Origin of the sequence: Klebsiella sp. 141162 (assembly GCF_050600755.1) — a bacterium.
Taxonomy (GTDB): domain Bacteria; phylum Pseudomonadota; class Gammaproteobacteria; order Enterobacterales; family Enterobacteriaceae; genus Klebsiella; species Klebsiella aerogenes.
Map to the genome: position 1 here is coordinate 118,831 of NZ_JAQIRI010000003.1, position 16,734 is coordinate 135,564.

Sequence of the window (16,734 nt, forward strand, 5' to 3'; positions counted from 1 at the left end):
TACTCCTTGTATTACGCAAAAAAAAGGGGTGTATCCACACCCCTTATCGTTTGTCCTGCGTTTACGCCAGCTGTCGTAGCATGCGGCGCAACGGTTCGGCGGCGCCCCACAGCAGCTGGTCGCCGACGGTAAAGGCCGACAGGTACTCAGGACCCATGTTCAGTTTACGCAGGCGCCCTACCGGGGTGGTCAGGGTGCCGGTCACCGCGGCTGGGGTCAGCTCGCGCATGGTGATGTCGCGATCGTTTGGCACCACTTTGGCCCACGGGTTATGCGCGGCCAGCAGTTCCTCAACGGTCGGGATAGAAACATCTTTCTTCAGCTTGATGGTAAACGCCTGGCTGTGGCAGCGCAGCGCGCCGACGCGCACGCACAGACCATCGACCGGGATCGGCGACGCGGTGGCGAGAATTTTGTTCGTCTCCGCCTGGCCTTTCCACTCTTCGCGGCTCTGGCCGTTATCAAGCTGTTTGTCGATCCATGGGATCAGGCTGCCCGCCAGCGGCACGCCAAAGTTATCGACCGGCAGATCGCCGCTGCGGGTCAGCGACGTCACTTTGCGCTCGATATCGAGAATCGCGGACGCCGGGTTCGCCAGCTCGCTCGCCACGTGGCCATGCAGTTGGCCCATCTGGCTCAGCAGTTCGCGCATATGGCGCGCGCCGCCGCCGGAAGCCGCCTGGTAGGTCGCCACGCTGACCCACTCCACCAGGTCATGGGCAAACAGGCCGCCGAGGGACATCAGCATCAGGCTCACCGTACAGTTGCCGCCGACGAAGGTTTTAATGCCGTTATTCAGGCCAGCGGTAATCACATCCTGGTTAACCGGGTCGAGGATAATGATCGCATCGTCTTTCATGCGCAGCGAAGACGCCGCGTCAATCCAGTACCCCTGCCAGCCGCTTTCGCGCAGCTTCGGGTAAATCTCGTTGGTGTAATCGCCGCCCTGGCAGGTAACAATAATGTCCAGCGCCTTCAGCGCTTCGAGATCGAATGCATCCTGAAGCGTACCCCCGGTACTGCCGCCGAATGACGGCGCGGGCTGACCCAGCTGAGAGGTGGAGAAGAAAACAGGGCGAATGGCGTCGAAATCACGCTCTTCCACCATGCGTTGCATGAGAACAGAGCCGACCATTCCACGCCAACCGATAAAACCAACATTTTTCATAACGTATTCCTGCGAGGTGTGTGCTGTTAGTGCCAGGCCAGTTTCCAACTGGGATGTCCTTCACATTACAAAATGCAGCTAAAGTCGCAAGTGAAATTAATCAATGATTGCGCGCCAATCAGAAAAGCAACTTATCCCGCACTCCGCCTACCGTCGCTGGTAGTCATAAAAAGCGTAAAGATTATCGGGCAAATAACCCGCGTAATGGAATATTTTCCGTCGCTATTTTATTGATCCTGATTATGGATTCAGCGCGAAAAATATCACTTTCACGCTTGCGAAAAAAAACGGACAAAGCCTTGCGCCGCAAGGCCTGACGAGCAATACGATCATTATCGTAGAGCTGATATTTACGGCAAAAGGAAGTGGAAAAGAGGGGAAAAAAGCGTGTTACCGAAGAGAATCCAGGGTAAGCGGTATTACCCTGGTTTTTCCCCCGGATACCGTGGTGGTGTCCGGGGAAATTATTTTTACTTAGCTCAGCAGCTGGAAAGCAATCATCCCGACAATGGCGCCGGTGGTGCCAAGGATGGTTTCCATCATCGTCCAGGTTTTCAGCGTCTGCGCTTCGCTGGCGCCGGTGAACTTACCGAACAGCCAGAAGCCGGCATCGTTGACGTGACTTACCACAATCGAACCACCCGCGATACAGATGGAGAGAGCCGCCATTTGCGCGCCGCTGTAGTTCAGTTGCTCAATGACCGGCATCACCAGGCCGACCGCCGTCAGGCACGCCACGGTCGCGGAGCCCTGAATAATACGCACGGCAGCCGCCAGCACGAAGCAGGTAATCGCAATCGGCAGACCCAGGCCAGTCAGCGCTTCGCCGAGCGCCGGGCCGACGCCGGAGTCCACCAGCACCTGCTTGAAGACGCCGCCTGCGCCAATCACCAGCAGAATAATCCCCGCCGGCTGCAGCGCCGCGCCGCAGATCTCCATCACGCGATCTTTCGCCATCCCCTGACGTACCGCCAGGCCGTAAATCGCTACCAGGCAGGCAACCAGAATCGCGGTGAATGGGTGGCCGATAAACTCGAACCATTCATAGGCGGTGGATCCCACCGGCACAAAGCGCGCGGCGATGGTTTTCAGGCCGACCAGCACCAGCGGCAGCAGGATCAGCGAGAGGCTAAAGCCGAAGGACGGCATTTTACCTTCGCCGAGATGCGGTTCGCTGATATCATCAGGAATGTGCAGCTCAACGTAGCGGCTGATGAAGTTACCCCACAGCGGGCCGGCGATAATCATCCCCGGAATAGCGGCGCAGAGGCCAATCAGAATCATCCAGCCGAAATCGGCGTGCATCTGCGAAGCCAGCAGCATCGGCGCAGGCCCCGGCAGCAGGAATGCCGCGGCGGCGGCTACGCCGGCGAACAGCGGGATCACCAGCTTCACAAGGTTAGTGCCGGTATGGCGCGCCATGGAAAACGCGACGCTAATCAGCAGCACGATCGCCACTTCAAAGAACAACGGCAGCGCGCAGATAAGGCCGGCAAGACCAATCGCATAGTGCGCGCGGTTATGGCCGAAGGACTTCAGCATTTTCACCGCAATCTGGTCGACCGCGCCGGTTTCATGCAAAATTTTACCGAACATCGCGCCCAGCGCGACGACTATCGCCAGGAAGCCCAGCGTGCCGCCCATCCCTTTTTCCATCGTCGCCGCGATTTTATCCAGCGGCATACCGGAAAAGAGACCTGCGCCAATAGAAACCACCATCAAAGCCACGAAGGCGTGCATACGCGCCTTCATGACTAAAAACAGCAGCAGCAATACCGAGCCGACTGCTGTTAAAACAAGCGTTAAAGTACTCACTAGTTACTGCCTTTGTTAATCACCTCAATGGTGCTGGCGACCACGCCTTCCAGTGACTGGTCGATATCGACGATAAGCACATCGCTTTCGTCAGCGCCTGGTTCCTGCAGTGTTTCAAACTGCGTCACCAACATTTGGGTTTTGAAGAAGTGCCCTTTACGCGCCTTCAGACGGCTTTCAATCACGTCGAAGTCGCCTTTCAGGTAGATAAAGGAGAGGTTCGGGTTGCCCTTGCGCAGAATGTCGCGGTAGCTTTTTTTCAGCGCCGAGCAGACGATCAGCGAAACTTTGTTGGTACGCTGCATGGCAAATGCCGCGTCATTCAACGCCTGCAGCCACGGGGTACGGTCATCGTCGTTCAGCGGCTCGCCGGAAGCCATCTTGGTGATGTTGCTGCGCGGATGCAGAAAATCGCCATCGAGAAACGCGGCTTTCAGTTGATGCGCCACTTCGCTGGCGACGGCGGATTTACCACTGCCGGAAACGCCCATCAGGACATAGACGTGGTGATCATGGTTAGTCGTGCTCAAAGCGTCCTCCCACTGGACTGGTACGCCGCGCCGGGGCTGACTGATACAGCGCGAAAGCGGCGTACTGGTTAATGATTACGGGCGAGTGTTACGGGTAACTGTTATCGGTAACATTGTCATGCCGGACCCTGGGAGAAGCAATAACCATTCGTGCCAGATGTGAATATGTGTGATCTACTTCAAACTTGTCGGTTTAAATAGATCCACCCGGTGACAATGTGAAACCTAAATCTAACATCTTAGGGGTAATCGTCTCACCGCGGATGCGCGCCAGCAGACGCTCGGCGCCGATGCGCCCCATGCGCTCACGTGGGGTCAGTACGCTGGCAAGACGCGGCTCCATCACCTGACCGATATCGTGACCGTGGAAACCGGCTATCGCCATGTCGTCCGGAATTTTCAGACCCAGACGCTGACACTCGAACGCCGCGCCGACCGCGAGGTCATCGTTGGTACAGAAGATGCCGTCGAGCTGCGGATATTCGCGGCGCGCCTGACGCATCAGCTCAATCCCCGACGAGTAAGAAGAAGATTGCTCCACCATCACGCTGTAGGGCGTCATGCCGGCATCGAGCATCGCCTGCTCGTACCCCTTCTGTTTGATGATAGTACGTTCATCAAGACGCGCGCCGAGATAAGCAACGTGGCGGTGACCGCGGGCGATAATCGCCGCCGTCATCTGCCGCGCCGCTTCGAAGTTATCGAAACCGACGGCAATGTCGAGGCAAGGCGACTGGCTGTCCATCAGCTCAACCACCGGGATCCCGGCCACTTCAATCATTTTCAACGTGCGTGGCGTGTGGGTACGTTCGGTGAGGATCAGGCCGTCAATGTTCCAGGAGAGCATCGATTCGAGACGCTTCTCTTCCATCTCCGGCTTATAGCCGTAGTGCGCCAGCATGGTTTGATAACCGAAGGCGTCGGTGACGCTTTCGATGCCGCGCAGCACTTCCGAGAAGACCTGGTTGGTTAACGAGGGCAGCAGCACGCCGATGGCGCGGCTGGTGGCGTTGGAGAGAATATCAGGAGCGCGATTGGGAATATAACCCAGCTCATCGAGTGCAACGGCAATCTTGCCACGCAGGGCCTCAGAAACCTGTTCCGGGTTACGTAAATAGCGACTGACCGTCATTTTGGTCACGCCGACAAGATCGGCTACATCCTGAAGTACGGGTCTTTTCTTTTTCATCGTCCTGACTGTGATCGGCTGGGAAACATTTTCTCAGTTTATCACGGACAAAGCGCAACCTTCCCGGAGAAAAAAGGGCCAAAAGATTTATTTAGAGTTAATACGCAAAATCATTCAAGTTGCATTGAGGCGGCAACGCACGACAAATTCGCAGGAACGAATTTGAACAGCCAAAGGCTGCCTTCGGTGAGGGACAGGGATGTCCCTCATTTAATCCCCGGAAGCGTACAAAGGGTACGCGACCGGGGTGAGTGAGGAGAGCCAACAAAAATGCGGCTTGAAGGATGACGCGTATCAAACCGGCGGCAGATCGAACAGCAGTATTTCGCTATCGCTGTCGGCGTGAACCGAAATCGCCTGCTCGTCCCAAATCGCCAGACCATCGCTGGTGGTGGCTTTGGTGCCGTTAATCGTCACTTCGCCTTTCACTACCTGGATCCACACGCGACGTTCCGCGGCAATCTGGTGAACCGACTGCTCATCTTTCAGCAGCGCCCAGCGATACAGCTCCATATCCTGGTACACTTTCAGCGAACCCTCGCGCGCATCTGGCGACAGCACCAGCTGTTTGCCCTGCGCGGCATCAAAGCGGCGCTGCTCGTAGCGCGGCGTAATGCCGGTTTCTTCTGGAATAATCCAGATCTGATACAAACGCAGGCGGTCGGTGCTGCTCGGGTTGTACTCAGAGTGACGCACGCCGGTACCCGCGCTCATGATCTGGAACTCGCCGGCCGGAACCTGCTCTTTGTTACCCATGCTGTCCTGGTGCTCAACCGCCCCTTCCAGCACATAAGTCAGGATTTCCATGTCTTTGTGCGGGTGGGTGCCAAACCCCTGGCCGGCGTCGATTACGTCATCGTTAATCACGCGCAGCGCGGAGAAACCCATAAAGTTCGGGTCGTAGTAGTTGGCGAAAGAGAAAGTATGCCAGGAATCCAGCCAGCCATGGTTAGCGTGGCCACGTTCGTTAGCTTTGCGTAAGTAGATCATGTTGCACCCCCGTATGTTTTCGATGGAGTAAGTGTGGACCCATTCCGCCGGCGATCATAGAGGGTGAAAATTGACTCCTCTGTTCAAAAAATATGAACAAGCGTCGAGGAGCCAGAGTTTCTTATTTCGCGAGGGTAATGGTGGCCGGAGAAGGCTGTTCAAAGCCGCGCTGCAGAATCTCCATATTGGTGAGAACTTCAGATTCCTTGACGTAATTCGGCTGGCCGTTAACGAGGGTGTCATACAGCGCGTCATACACTCGTCCGTAGTCGCCGGTTTCCAGCGGCACCTCTTCACGTACCACCACGCCCGCCTCGTTGATGTAGACCAGTTGCCCCACGCTGTCATCGGCGCCGAACCCCGCATCGCCCGGCATAATGTTGGCCTTCAGGCTGGTCTCCTGCTGGTCAATACCGTATTTCACAAACGAGCCTTTATGCCCATGAACGATAAATTTCGGGTAGTCAATCTGCACCAGGTGGCTGGTTTTGACGATCGCTTTCAGGTCGCCATAAAACAGTTGAGCTTCAAACGTGTCATCGGGATTGGCTTTATTACGTAGTGAGCGCAGATCGTAGGCAACATGATCCGGGCGACCAAACAGCGAAATGATCTGATCCATGGTATGTACGCCGAGACCGTAGAAATCGCCACTTTGCGGTCCCCCCTGGATGGTTTCCGCCACCGGTCGGTAGTTATCAAAATGACTTTCAATTTCCACCAGTTCGCCGAGCTTCCCGCTTTCAATCACCTTTTTGGTGGTCAGGAAACAGGAATCGAAGCGGCGGTTCTGGTAAGGCGTCACCGTCAACCCTTTGCTTTTCGCCAGCGCGAACAGGGTCTTCGCCTCTGCAAGCGTCGGGGTGAAGGGTTTTTCAACCAGTACGTTTTTCCCGGCTTCCAGCGCCCGCTTCGCGTATTCGAAGTGGCTATCAGCATGGGTGCAGACCACTACCAGCTTGACCTGCGGGTCATTCAGCACTTCATCGAGGTCGCTGGTGAAGTGGATATGGGAATACGCCGGCGCCTGTTCTTCCGGCCTGGCGCTGCGGCGATAAATATGCGCGACGTGCCAGCGGTCTTTGCGATGCAGGACGTAAGGAAGATGGTAGCGGGTCGTACTTTTACCAAAGCCAATAAATGCGCAGTGCAGAATCATAACGCTGTCCTTAGTTGATGTGCTGCCTTTAACCATAGCGCAAGCAGGCGGCTCACTTCATCCTCCTTTTCCTCTGAGCAGGAAAATTCACCGGCAAAATATTTCGGTTATCACTCATACGTAATTTTTAATAAGAGATTGATTAATAAGTCATTAAAACGCTATTTTTCAACAGAAAGTCTTGATTCCAATGACGAAACTGCGGATAAGTGAAGGGCAAAACCAGGACGTTGCTAAAGACTAACGGAGTAGCCAGCCGCTGCTGATGGAAAAAAAGTATCTCGCCATAAACTGCGCCATTTTTTTCTGGCTTCTCGCCCTGATCGCCTGGTTTAGCGATGAGACCGCGCTGGCGCGCCTGGCGGCCGCCTGTACCCTCTTCGCTTTCCTTACTCATACCCAACGGGAAAAAATTAACGCTATGTTTATGAAGAAAAATAAAACCGAAGCGCAGGCTGCTGAAGTCGCTGCACCAGCCGTGGCGGCAGCAGAGCCGGAAGCGGCAAGCGTCAAAAAACAGGAGACCACGGTGATCGCCAGCGGGGTACATTTTGTCGGTAATATCGTCGCCTGCGGCCATGTCTATATCCATGGCCAGGTCACCGGCAACATTGAGGCCAAAGAACATCTGATTAAGGTGATGCGCGAGGGTCACGTGGAGGGCAATATCAGCTGCCGGGAGCTGATCGTCGACGGCAAGGTACACGGCCAGTGCCGTGGCGATAGCATCGCTATTGAGGAACATGGCAACCTCGACGGCACCCTTGCCTATCGCACGCTGGCGATTAAAAAGGGCGGCCTGTTTACCGGCAGCGCGGAGGTATTGGCCACCGCGGAGAGCAAAAATAAAAACAATATCGTCGGCCTGGTCGCGGAAGAAGCGGTGAAATCCGCCAAATCGCAACACGCCTGAATTAACGCAAAAAAAAAGCCAGCACCCGGCTGGCTAAAGTAATACTGGAAGCAATGTGAGCAATGTCGTGCTTTCAGGCTTTCCGCAAGGGTCTCCCTGAATGCAGGACAATAATAATCATTCTCATTCGCACTTGTCTACATTTTTTTTGCAAATAATGCGTGTTGACTCAAACGCCGTAGTCAGTGATGTTTAATGGGACTTTTCACCTGAATGAGGAACAAGGAATGAGTGACATCGTGATACGCCATGCTGAACCGAAAGATGTTGACGCGATTCGTCAAATTCACGCCCAGCCGGAGGTGTATCACAACACGCTACAGGTTCCTCATCCATCCGAGCATATGTGGCGGGAGCGGCTAACCGATACTCCCGGCGTGAAGCAGCTGGTGGCCTGTATCGATGGGCAAGTCGTCGGCCATTTAAGCATTGCCGTCGTCCAACGCCCCCGCCGTAACCACGTCGCCGATTTTGGTATCAGCGTAGATTCACGTTGGCATAACCGAGGCGTCGCCAGCGCGCTGATGCGCACCATGATTGATATGTGCGACAACTGGCTGCGGGTCGATCGCATCGAACTCACCGTCTTTGCCGATAACGCCCCGGCGGTCGCGGTGTATAAGAAGTACGGCTTTGAGATCGAAGGCACCGCCAAGGGTTACGCATTGCGCAACGGTGAGTATGTGGATGCGTATTATATGGCGAGAATGAAGTAGCGTGTTGCCGGGTGGCGGCTTCGCCTTACCCGGCCTACGTTCGCACAATTGTAGGCCCGGTAAGCGCAGCGTCACCGGGCAACACATCAATACCCCGCGGTCAAATCTCCGGGCGAACGCGGATCGGAAGCGCCATACAGCGTACCATCCGGCCCCACCATAATGCTCTGGGTACTGCCCATCGCCTCTTTCAGCGCGACTTTCTGCCCTTTCGCTTCCAGCAATTTCACGGTATCCGGGCTAAAACCTTTCTCCACCCGCAGCTCGTCCGGCAGCCACTGGTGGTGGAAGCGCGGCGCGTTGGTGGCTTCCGCGACGTTCATCCCGAAATCAATGGTGTTGACCACCATTTGCAGCACGGTGGTAATAATACGGCTACCGCCCGGGCTACCGGTCACCAGCCAGGTTTTCCCGTCTTTCACCACAATCGTCGGCGACATCGACGACAGAGGGCGCTTTTTCGGCCCTACCGCATTGGCGTCGCCGCCAACTAAACCATAAACGTTAGGCACGCCGGGCTTCGCCGAGAAATCATCCATCTGGTTGTTGAGTATAATTCCGGAGTCGCCGGCCACGATGCCGGTGCCAAAGGTGGTATTCAACGTATAGGTGACCGCCACCGCATTGCCGTCTTTATCGACCACCGAGAAGTGGGTGGTCTGGTTGCTTTCATACGGCGCCAGCTTGCCCGGACGGATCTGGCTGGAAGGCTTTGCCTTGTTCACGTCAATCTCGGCGGCTATCGCTTTGGCGTAAGCCTTGCTGGTCAACGCCTGCCACGGCACTTTGACGAAGTCAGGATCGCCGAGATATTCCGAACGGTCGGCATAGGCGTGTTTCTCCGCTTCCGCCATTACCTGCATGGCGTCGGCGCTGCCAAAGCCATATTTCTGCATATCGAAGTTTTCGAGGATATTGAGGATCTGCACGATGTGGATCCCGCCGGAGGACGGCGGCGGCATGGAGTAGACCTCATAGCCGCGATATTCACCGCTAATCGGCGTACGCTCCACGGCCTTGTAGTTGGCGAGGTCGGCTTTGGTGATAAGCCCGCCGTGTTTTTTCATCTCGCCGGCAATCTGGTCGGCGATAGCCCCTTTATAGAAGGCGTCCGGGCCGTGCTCGGCAATCAGCTCCAGGCTTTTCCCCAGATTCTTTTGCACCAGCCGGTCGCCTTTTTTCAGCGGCTCGCCGTTCTTCCAGAAAATCGCTTTGCTGTTTTCATGCTGCGGGATCACTTCGCTACCGTAGGTTTTTAGATCGTCAGCCAGCGCATCATTAACGATAAACCCCTCTTCCGCCAGCTTAATTGCCGGGCGGATCACTTTGTTTAGCGGCATGGTGCCGTATTTTTCCAGCGCGAGTGAGAAACCCGCAACGCTGCCTGGGGTACCGGAAGCGAGATGCGAAGTCAGCGATTTTTTACTGTCAGGATTGCCATGTTCATCGAGGAACATATCGCGGGTGGCCTGTTCCGGGGCCATCTCGCGGAAATCGATCGCCGTGGTTTTACCGTCTTTAGTTCGCAGCATCATAAACCCGCCGCCGCCGATATTACCGGCCTGCGGATGCGTCACCGCCAGCGCATAGCCAACGGCAACCGCTGCATCGACGGCGTTGCCGCCCTGACGCAGAATATCTACGCCGACGCGGGTCGCCAGCGCATCCACCGAGGCCACCATCCCCTGCTGGGCGCGCACCGGGTGAAACACATCTTCCTCAACGCCATACGAGACCGGCGGCGGGGGCGGCGGATTGGCGGCGACGGTAAAGCTGCCCCCCGCCAGTAACGCTGCGATGACCACCTGACGCCATATTGTTGTTTTTATCATTGTCTTACTCCTGAAAGGTAGGTTTTATCTCCCGGCTTAAGCCTGGTTGATAACTCCTAAAAAATCATTGTTATGGCGAATTCGAGGTACACTTAAGTGATCCCACGCACGGGAGGAGAAAACAATGAAAGCGATTTTATTCCTGGCGGCGCTGATGCCGCTCGGCGTTTTAGCACAGCCGATCAACATCGATAACAACCCTAACCAGCCGGGTTATGTGGTGCCCAGCCAGCAGTGTATGCAAAATGAGATGAAGGTGCAGCAACAGCAGCAGCAAAGCATGCTGAAGCAGAATCTGAACAACCAGACCCGCACGCAGCAGCAGCATTTGCAAAATCAGCTGCAGACCAATCAGCAGCGCGCGGCGCAGGGCGGCAATCTCAATTCGCAGCCGCAGGTACTGCCGAACAACAACGGCGGAATGCTGCGGCAGACTAACCCGTAAAGATCGTCCGCCGCAAATCAGTCTTAAGGCTGGAAATTCGGCCCGATGACGTCAATAGCATCGGTGCAGATGCAATCTACGCCCCAGCGCAGCAGCTCGGCGGCGCGCTGGGGTTTATTGACCGTATACACCAGAATATGCAGGCCGGCCTGTTTCAGGCTAGCCACCCGCGCCGCATCCAGCAGCTTGTGATTGAGATGAATTGACACGCAGCCCAGCCGGGCGGTCAATTCGCGCCAGTCATCGCGCCACTCATCCAGCAGCAGCCCGCGCGGCAGCTCGGGCGCGGCTTCCTGCGCCGCTTCCAGCGCATCAATTTCAAAGGATGAGAGTAGCGGCGCGGTCATATCGGCCCACAGATCGCGCGCGGCCAGCGCCACCACTTTTCCGGTCTGCGGCCCCTGCCCGGTCGTCGGCTTAATTTCGATATTCGCCATCATGCCGTGACGGCGGCAGCGCTCCGCCACCTGGGAGAGCAGCGGCAGCGGTTCGCCCTTAAACTCGCGGCTGTACCAGCTGCCGGCATCGACCTTCAGCAGATCGTCCCACGCCAGCTCGCCCGCCACGCCCCAGCCATTGCTGGTGCGTTCGAGATTATCGTCATGCAGCAGAAAGATCTGCCCGTCCTTCGACAGCTTGGCGTCAAATTCAATCATCGTGTGCCCGTAGCGGGCGCCGACGTCGATAGCCGCCAGGGTGTTCTCCGGCGCCAGTTTACCGCCGCCGCGATGGGCGACGATGCGGGGATAAGGCCAGTTACTCATGCGCGTTGTCCTGTTTCACCATCAAAGAGGTGCAGATGTTCCAATGGCAGATGCAGCCATAGCGTACTGCCGCCCGCCGGGCGCTGCTGATGCGGCAATCTGACCACCAGCTTCTGCTCGCCCCAGCGCCCGTGGGCGAGGTTATCGGCACCTAAAATTTCCAGCGTATCCATCAGCAGCGGGATGCCGCCTTGCGCCTGCGAGCTTAAAATAAAATGCTCCGGGCGAATACCGAGAGTCATTTTACGCCCGGCGTAGCGCCGATGCTCGTGATTCATCGGCAGCTGTATACCGCCTCCCAGCTCAAAGCGGCCGCCGTCATCGCTCACCCGCCCCTCCAGTAGATTCATGGCCGGGCTGCCGATAAAGCTCGCCACAAAGCGGCTGGCTGGCTTTTCATACACCTCAACCGGCGTGCCAATCTGCTCGGCAATGCCTTTATTCATCACCATCACCCGCTGGGCGAGGGTCATCGCTTCGACCTGATCGTGGGTGACATACAGCGAAGTCGTTTTCAGGCGCCGATGCAGCTGCTGCAGTTCCAGACGCATCTGCACGCGCAGCTTGGCATCGAGGTTTGACAACGGTTCGTCGAACAGGAATACCGCCGGGTCACGCACGATAGCGCGGCCCATCGCCACGCGCTGGCGCTGACCGCCGGACAGTTCCCGCGGGCGGCGCTTGAGCAGGCCATCCAGCTCAAGAATACGCGCCGCCTCCTGCACGCGCTCGGCGATCAATCCCTTACCCATGCCGCGAATCTTCAGCCCCCACGCCATGTTCTCTTCCACGCTCATATGCGGATAAAGCGCATAGTTCTGGAACACCATCGCGATGCCGCGATCCTTCGGCTCCATCTCGGTCACCCGTTTACGGTCAATCCAGATATCGCCGCTGGTCACCCGTTCAAGCCCGGCGACCATCCGCAGCAGCGTTGATTTCCCGCAGCCTGACGGGCCGACCATGACGATAAATTCTCCGTCCGCCACGTCCAGCGTCAGCGGTTGAATTACCTGGGTTTTGCCATCCCAGCTTTTGCTTACTGCCTGTAGTTTTAAACCAGCCATTTTATTTCTCACTATCGACCAGGCCGCGCACAAACGCGCGCTGCATGGCTAAAACGATGACGACCGGCGGGATCAGGGTCAGCAGCATCGCCGCCATCACCTGATTCCACTGGGTAGTACCTTCGCCGGTGGCGATCATGCCTTTAATACCGGCGACGGCGGTGCCAAGATTCACATCCTGAATAATCAGCAACGGCCACAGATACTGGTTCCAGCCGTAGATAAAGGTGATAACGAACAGCGCGGCGAGGTTGGTTTTCGACAGCGGCAGCACGATGTCGCGGAAGAAGCGCATCGGCGAAGCGCCATCGATACGCGCCGCTTCAATCAGCTCGTCCGGCAGGGTCATAAAGAACTGGCGGAACAAGAAGGTGGCGGTAGCCGAAGCCATTAACGGCAGCGTTAACCCGGCATAACTGTCGAGCATTTTGAGGTTGGCGATCACTTCCACCGTCGGAAAAATACGCACCTCGACCGGCAGCATCAGGGTGATAAAGATCATCCAGAAGAACAGGTTACGCAGCGGAAAGCGGAACCACACGATGGCGAACGCCGAAAGCATCGACACCACGATTTTGCCGACCGTAATGGCGAACGCCATGATGAAGCTGTTGAGCATCATCAGCCAGAACGGCGCGCTGTTGACGCCGACGCCGTTCACCCAGATGGTCTTCATGTTCTCCAGCAGATGCCCGCCGGGGATCAGCGTCATCGGCGTTTCAAATACCGATTTGTTATCCAGCGTCGCCGCCACGAAGGCGACGTACAGCGGGAATAAAATGACGGCAATGCCAAGAATCAGCATGGTGTGGCTGAAAATCGTCAGCCCGCGACGGTTCTCAATCATTGGTAACGCACCTTACTTTCAACGTAACGGAACTGCACCACCGTCAGGATAATGACGAGGAACATCAGCACCACCGACTGCGCGGCGGAAGCGGAAAGATCGAGCCCGGCGAAACCTTCGCGATAAATTTTGTAGATTAGGGTGGTGGTCGCCTGCACCGGGCCGCCGGCGGTGGCGGCATCGATCACCGGGAAGGTATCGAAGAAGGCGTAAACCAGGTTGACCACCAGCAGGAAGAAGCTCACCGGCGCAATCAGCGGCAGCGCCAGCTTGAAGAAGCGGCGAATCGGCCCGGCGCCGTCGATGGCGGCGGCCTCAACCAGCGAACGCGGGATCGACTGCAGCGCGGCGAAGAAGAACAGGAAGTTGTAGCTTATCTGCTTCCAGACCGAGGCGAAGACCACCAGGAACATCGCCTGGCCGCTGTTTTGCGCGTGGTTCCAGTCGTAACCCAATTCGCCAAGGAAATGCGTGATCAGCCCGCGTCCAGGATTGAAGAGGAAGATCCACAGCACCGCCGCGACAGCGGGGGCCACGGCATACGGCAGCAGCATCAGCGTTTGATAAAAACGGCTGCCGCGCACCACATAGTCGACCAGCGCGGCAAAAAACAGCGAAATAAGCAGGCCGCTGACGGTTACCAGGGTGCTGAATTTTATGGTCGTCCAGAACGAGTCCAGATAGTACGGGTCGTGGAACAGCGTGACGAAGTTATCCAGGCCGACAAACTGGCTGGAAAGGCCAAACGGATCGACGCTCTGCAGCGAGTACCACAGCGCTTCGCCCGCGGGCCAGATAAAGAAAATCAGCGTGATAATCAGCTGCGGCGCGACCAGCACATAGGGCAGCCAGCGCGAGCGGAATACCGGACGGGATGATGACATTGAGATTTGGTTCCTGAACAATGCCGGGTGGCGGCTACGCCTTACCCGGCCTACATAGGGCACATCGTAGGCCCGGTAAGCGCAGCGCCACCGGGCAAGTTACAGATTACGATTTGGTTGCTTGCTCGAAACGGCGCAGCAGTTGATTCCCGCGCTGAACGGCGGAGTCCAGCGCCTGTTGCGGGGTTTTCTTGCCGGTCCACACGCTCTCCAGCTCTTCATCGACGATGGTGCGAATTTGCGGCATGTTGCCCAGGCGCAGGCCTTTGGTGAACGGCAACGGCGGCTTATTCAGCATCTGGCGGGTGGCGATATCAGCGCCCGGGTTCTTATCATAGAAGCCCTGCTGGCGCGTCAGATCGTAGGCCGCGGTGGTAATCGGCAGATAGCCGGTTTTCTGGTGCCACTCGGCGGCGTTTTCCGGTTTGGTCAGGAAGTCGAGGAACTTCGCCACGCCGGTGTAGGTCTCTTTGTCCTTGCCCTGCATCACCCACAGGCTGGCCCCGCCGATAATGGCGTTCTGCGGCGCGCCTTTAACATCGGCGTCGTAAGGCATCATGCCGACACCGTAGTTGAATTTCGCGTACTGACGAATATCCGCCAGCGAACCAGATGACGCGGTAGTGATCGCGCAGTCGCCGTTATAGAACTTCTCGGTGGATTCATCCTTACGCCCGAAATAGCTGAAATCGCCCTTCTTGTTCATCTCTTCGAGCAGGGCGATATGTTTCACCTGCTCCGGCTTGTTGAACTCAAGCACCGCATCGGTGCCGTCAAAACCGTTATTTTTCGTGGCGACCGGCAGGCCGTGCCAGGCGCTGAAGTTTTCAATCTGGATCCAGCCCTGCCAGCCGCTGGCGTAGCCGCACTTCATCCCGGACGCTTTCAGCTTCGCGGTGTAGGCCGCCAGATCCTGCCAGGTTTTCGGCGGCTGCTCAGGGTCTAAGCCCGCTTTCTTGAAGGCGTCTTTGTTGTAGTACAGCACCGGCGTGGAGCTGTTAAACGGCTGGGAGAGCAGATGGCCGGTTTTTGAATCGGTGTAATAACCGGACACCGTCGGCACGAACTGCGATTCATCGAACTTAATACCCGCATCGCTAAAGACCTGGTATACCGGCTTAATGGCTTTTGACGCCATCATGGTGGCGGTACCAACTTCATACACCTGCAGAATCGCCGGCGCGTTGCCGGTACGGAAGGCAGCGATACCGGCGCTCAGGCTCTGTTCGTAGTTGCCTTTGTACACCGGAACAATTTTGTAATCAGGATTGGCCGCGTTGAAACGTTGCGCCAGAGAATCAACTTCTTTACCCAGCTCCCCTTCCATTGAATGCCAGAAAGGGATGGTGGTTACTGCCAGTGCCTGACCAGCAAATGCCAGGCTCAGCGCCAGTCCTAAAGCTGTATGTCGTAACGATATCATCGGTTATCTCTCTTGTTGTTCCGGATGCGCGATTTCACGCGTTTTATGTTCGCGGGGTAACATGACATGTTCGAATTACAGAAAAATAACTTTTTTATTACAAAAAAAAGATAGTAACGGGTCAGAGAGATGACAAGCCGATGAAAGGATGGGGGAAGTAAAGTGGGAGCTGAGACACGGATAATATTCGTGCCATCGGCTCCCGGGGTCGGCGCAAGCGCCTCGCCCGGGCTACAACGGCTTGGGTAGCCCGGCCAAGCGAAGCGCCGCCGGGTTGCAACGAGTTAACCGTCATTCACGCAAGCGCGCGACAATCTGTTCCAGGGTAAGTTGCCCCGCAGTCGCCTCGACGGTCATGCCGACGAAGTCTGGATTCGCCGGCAATATAATTCCATTTCGCTTTAAAAAAAGCAGGGTGATAAACAGTGCCGTACGCTTATTACCATCATTAAATATATGACCGCGAGAAATCGCCAGCAGATGCATCACAGCGAGTCGCCACACTTCTGTCACACCTTCATATTCAATTTTGTTTAGCACCCTATACATTATCGCTTCGGCACGCCCAGGATCGGGCATACCGGCAACGCCAGGCGTGACGCGGAGCAGCCTGTCGTGAAACTGTATTATCTCTTCCGCTGAGATAATCTGCAGCGTCATTTATCCGCAAGCTCCCTGATCTCATCACCATGAACCGCCATGATAGCCGCGAACTCATCATCCATTCTGGCCGCCTGGTAGCGTTCAAACTCTTCTGCACTAATGATGACTGCAGATTTATGCCCACGACGGGTAATGGTCACAGGCACACCTGTCACTGCGCTTTCCAGTACATCGGCCAGATTTTGCCGGGCTTCGCTATAGTTAACCGTTCTCATAAAAACCTCCAAAGCTGTACTCTTTTATTGTACAACATACATGTACAAAAAAAGAGCCAACAGGCTCTTTTAAATGTATTCGTGCGATCGGCTACCGGGGTCGGCGCAAGCGCC

At 56.3% G+C, this 16,734-nt stretch carries 17 protein-coding genes; 3 read left to right on the forward strand and 14 right to left on the reverse strand.

Translation table 11 applies throughout. The annotated features are described in order from the left end of the window. Positions 1-61: 61 nt before the first annotated feature. The 6 genes from asd to PGR23_RS11775 all read right to left on the reverse strand — a co-directional run bounded on the left by asd (position 62) and on the right by PGR23_RS11775 (position 6,851). Entirely contained in the window at positions 62-1,168 is a 1,107-nt protein-coding gene (asd, locus tag PGR23_RS11750) for an aspartate-semialdehyde dehydrogenase (RefSeq protein ID WP_015369342.1), read from the reverse strand. 474 nt (positions 1,169-1,642) lie between these two features. Then, on the reverse strand, positions 1,643-2,983 hold the full coding sequence (gene gntU, locus PGR23_RS11755; protein WP_015369340.1) for a gluconate transporter: 1,341 nt from the start codon (positions 2,981-2,983) through the stop codon (positions 1,643-1,645). Further along, a complete protein-coding gene (gene gntK / locus PGR23_RS11760) occupies positions 2,983-3,513 on the reverse strand; it encodes a gluconokinase (protein ID WP_015369339.1) in 531 nt (176 codons plus the stop codon). The genes gntU and gntK overlap by 1 nt, the downstream gene beginning before the upstream one ends. Before the next feature lie 193 nt (positions 3,514-3,706). Then, positions 3,707-4,702 (reverse strand): gluconate operon transcriptional repressor GntR, encoded by a 996-nt coding sequence (gntR, locus tag PGR23_RS11765; RefSeq protein ID WP_015369338.1) that lies wholly within the window; start codon positions 4,700-4,702, stop codon positions 3,707-3,709. A gap of 294 nt (positions 4,703-4,996) precedes the next feature. After that, positions 4,997-5,692, reverse strand: a complete 696-nt coding sequence (locus PGR23_RS11770) for a pirin family protein (RefSeq protein ID WP_045394827.1) — start codon at positions 5,690-5,692, stop codon at positions 4,997-4,999. Between the two features lie 121 nt (positions 5,693-5,813). Continuing rightward, on the reverse strand, positions 5,814-6,851 hold the full coding sequence (locus tag PGR23_RS11775; protein ID WP_063415116.1) for an oxidoreductase: 1,038 nt from the start codon (positions 6,849-6,851) through the stop codon (positions 5,814-5,816). Between the two features lie 265 nt (positions 6,852-7,116). Here PGR23_RS11775 and PGR23_RS11780 point away from each other — a divergent pair, with 265 nt between their 5' ends. Continuing rightward, the gene (locus PGR23_RS11780; protein WP_396279337.1) at positions 7,117-7,764 is read left to right on the forward strand and encodes a polymer-forming cytoskeletal protein; all 648 of its coding nucleotides are present in this window, start codon (positions 7,117-7,119) and stop codon (positions 7,762-7,764) included. A 227-nt stretch (positions 7,765-7,991) separates the two neighbouring features. Next, entirely contained in the window at positions 7,992-8,480 is a 489-nt protein-coding gene (gene yhhY / locus PGR23_RS11785) for an N-acetyltransferase (protein ID WP_063415109.1), read from the forward strand. 86 nt (positions 8,481-8,566) lie between these two features. On the opposite strand, the gene ggt is transcribed toward yhhY, so the two are convergent. After that, positions 8,567-10,312, reverse strand: a complete 1,746-nt coding sequence (gene ggt, locus PGR23_RS11790; RefSeq protein WP_032713162.1) for a gamma-glutamyltransferase — start codon at positions 10,310-10,312, stop codon at positions 8,567-8,569. A gap of 124 nt (positions 10,313-10,436) precedes the next feature. Between ggt and PGR23_RS11795 the strand changes: the two genes are divergently transcribed. Beyond that, positions 10,437-10,757 carry a DUF2756 family protein gene (locus tag PGR23_RS11795; RefSeq protein ID WP_430915626.1) on the forward strand — a complete coding sequence of 107 codons (321 nt, stop codon included), beginning with the start codon at positions 10,437-10,439 and terminating at the stop codon, positions 10,755-10,757. Positions 10,758-10,780: 23 nt separating this feature from the next. Here the strand turns inward: PGR23_RS11795 and ugpQ are convergent, their stop codons facing one another. The 7 genes from ugpQ to PGR23_RS11830 all read right to left on the reverse strand — a co-directional run bounded on the left by ugpQ (position 10,781) and on the right by PGR23_RS11830 (position 16,620). Then, positions 10,781-11,521 (reverse strand): glycerophosphodiester phosphodiesterase, encoded by a 741-nt coding sequence (ugpQ, locus tag PGR23_RS11800; RefSeq protein WP_020077771.1) that lies wholly within the window; start codon positions 11,519-11,521, stop codon positions 10,781-10,783. Then, positions 11,518-12,588 carry a sn-glycerol-3-phosphate import ATP-binding protein UgpC gene (locus tag PGR23_RS11805; RefSeq protein WP_020077770.1) on the reverse strand — a complete coding sequence of 357 codons (1,071 nt, stop codon included), beginning with the start codon at positions 12,586-12,588 and terminating at the stop codon, positions 11,518-11,520. The genes ugpQ and PGR23_RS11805 overlap by 4 nt, the downstream gene beginning before the upstream one ends. A 1-nt stretch (position 12,589) precedes the next feature. Next, a complete protein-coding gene (gene ugpE / locus PGR23_RS11810) occupies positions 12,590-13,435 on the reverse strand; it encodes a sn-glycerol-3-phosphate ABC transporter permease UgpE (RefSeq protein ID WP_015369329.1) in 846 nt (281 codons plus the stop codon). Next, positions 13,432-14,319, reverse strand: a complete 888-nt coding sequence (ugpA, locus tag PGR23_RS11815) for a sn-glycerol-3-phosphate ABC transporter permease UgpA (protein WP_015369328.1) — start codon at positions 14,317-14,319, stop codon at positions 13,432-13,434. Before ugpA ends, ugpE begins: the two co-directional genes overlap by 4 nt. 106 nt (positions 14,320-14,425) lie before the next feature. Next, entirely contained in the window at positions 14,426-15,742 is a 1,317-nt protein-coding gene (gene ugpB, locus PGR23_RS11820) for a sn-glycerol-3-phosphate ABC transporter substrate-binding protein UgpB (RefSeq protein ID WP_045394824.1), read from the reverse strand. Between the two features lie 291 nt (positions 15,743-16,033). Continuing rightward, positions 16,034-16,402: a type II toxin-antitoxin system death-on-curing family toxin gene (locus tag PGR23_RS11825; protein ID WP_047047927.1), complete on the reverse strand. Its 369-nt coding sequence runs from the start codon at positions 16,400-16,402 to the stop codon at positions 16,034-16,036. Next, on the reverse strand, positions 16,399-16,620 hold the full coding sequence (locus PGR23_RS11830) for a type II toxin-antitoxin system Phd/YefM family antitoxin (RefSeq protein WP_004174006.1): 222 nt from the start codon (positions 16,618-16,620) through the stop codon (positions 16,399-16,401). Before PGR23_RS11830 ends, PGR23_RS11825 begins: the two co-directional genes overlap by 4 nt. Positions 16,621-16,734 lie beyond the last annotated feature (114 nt).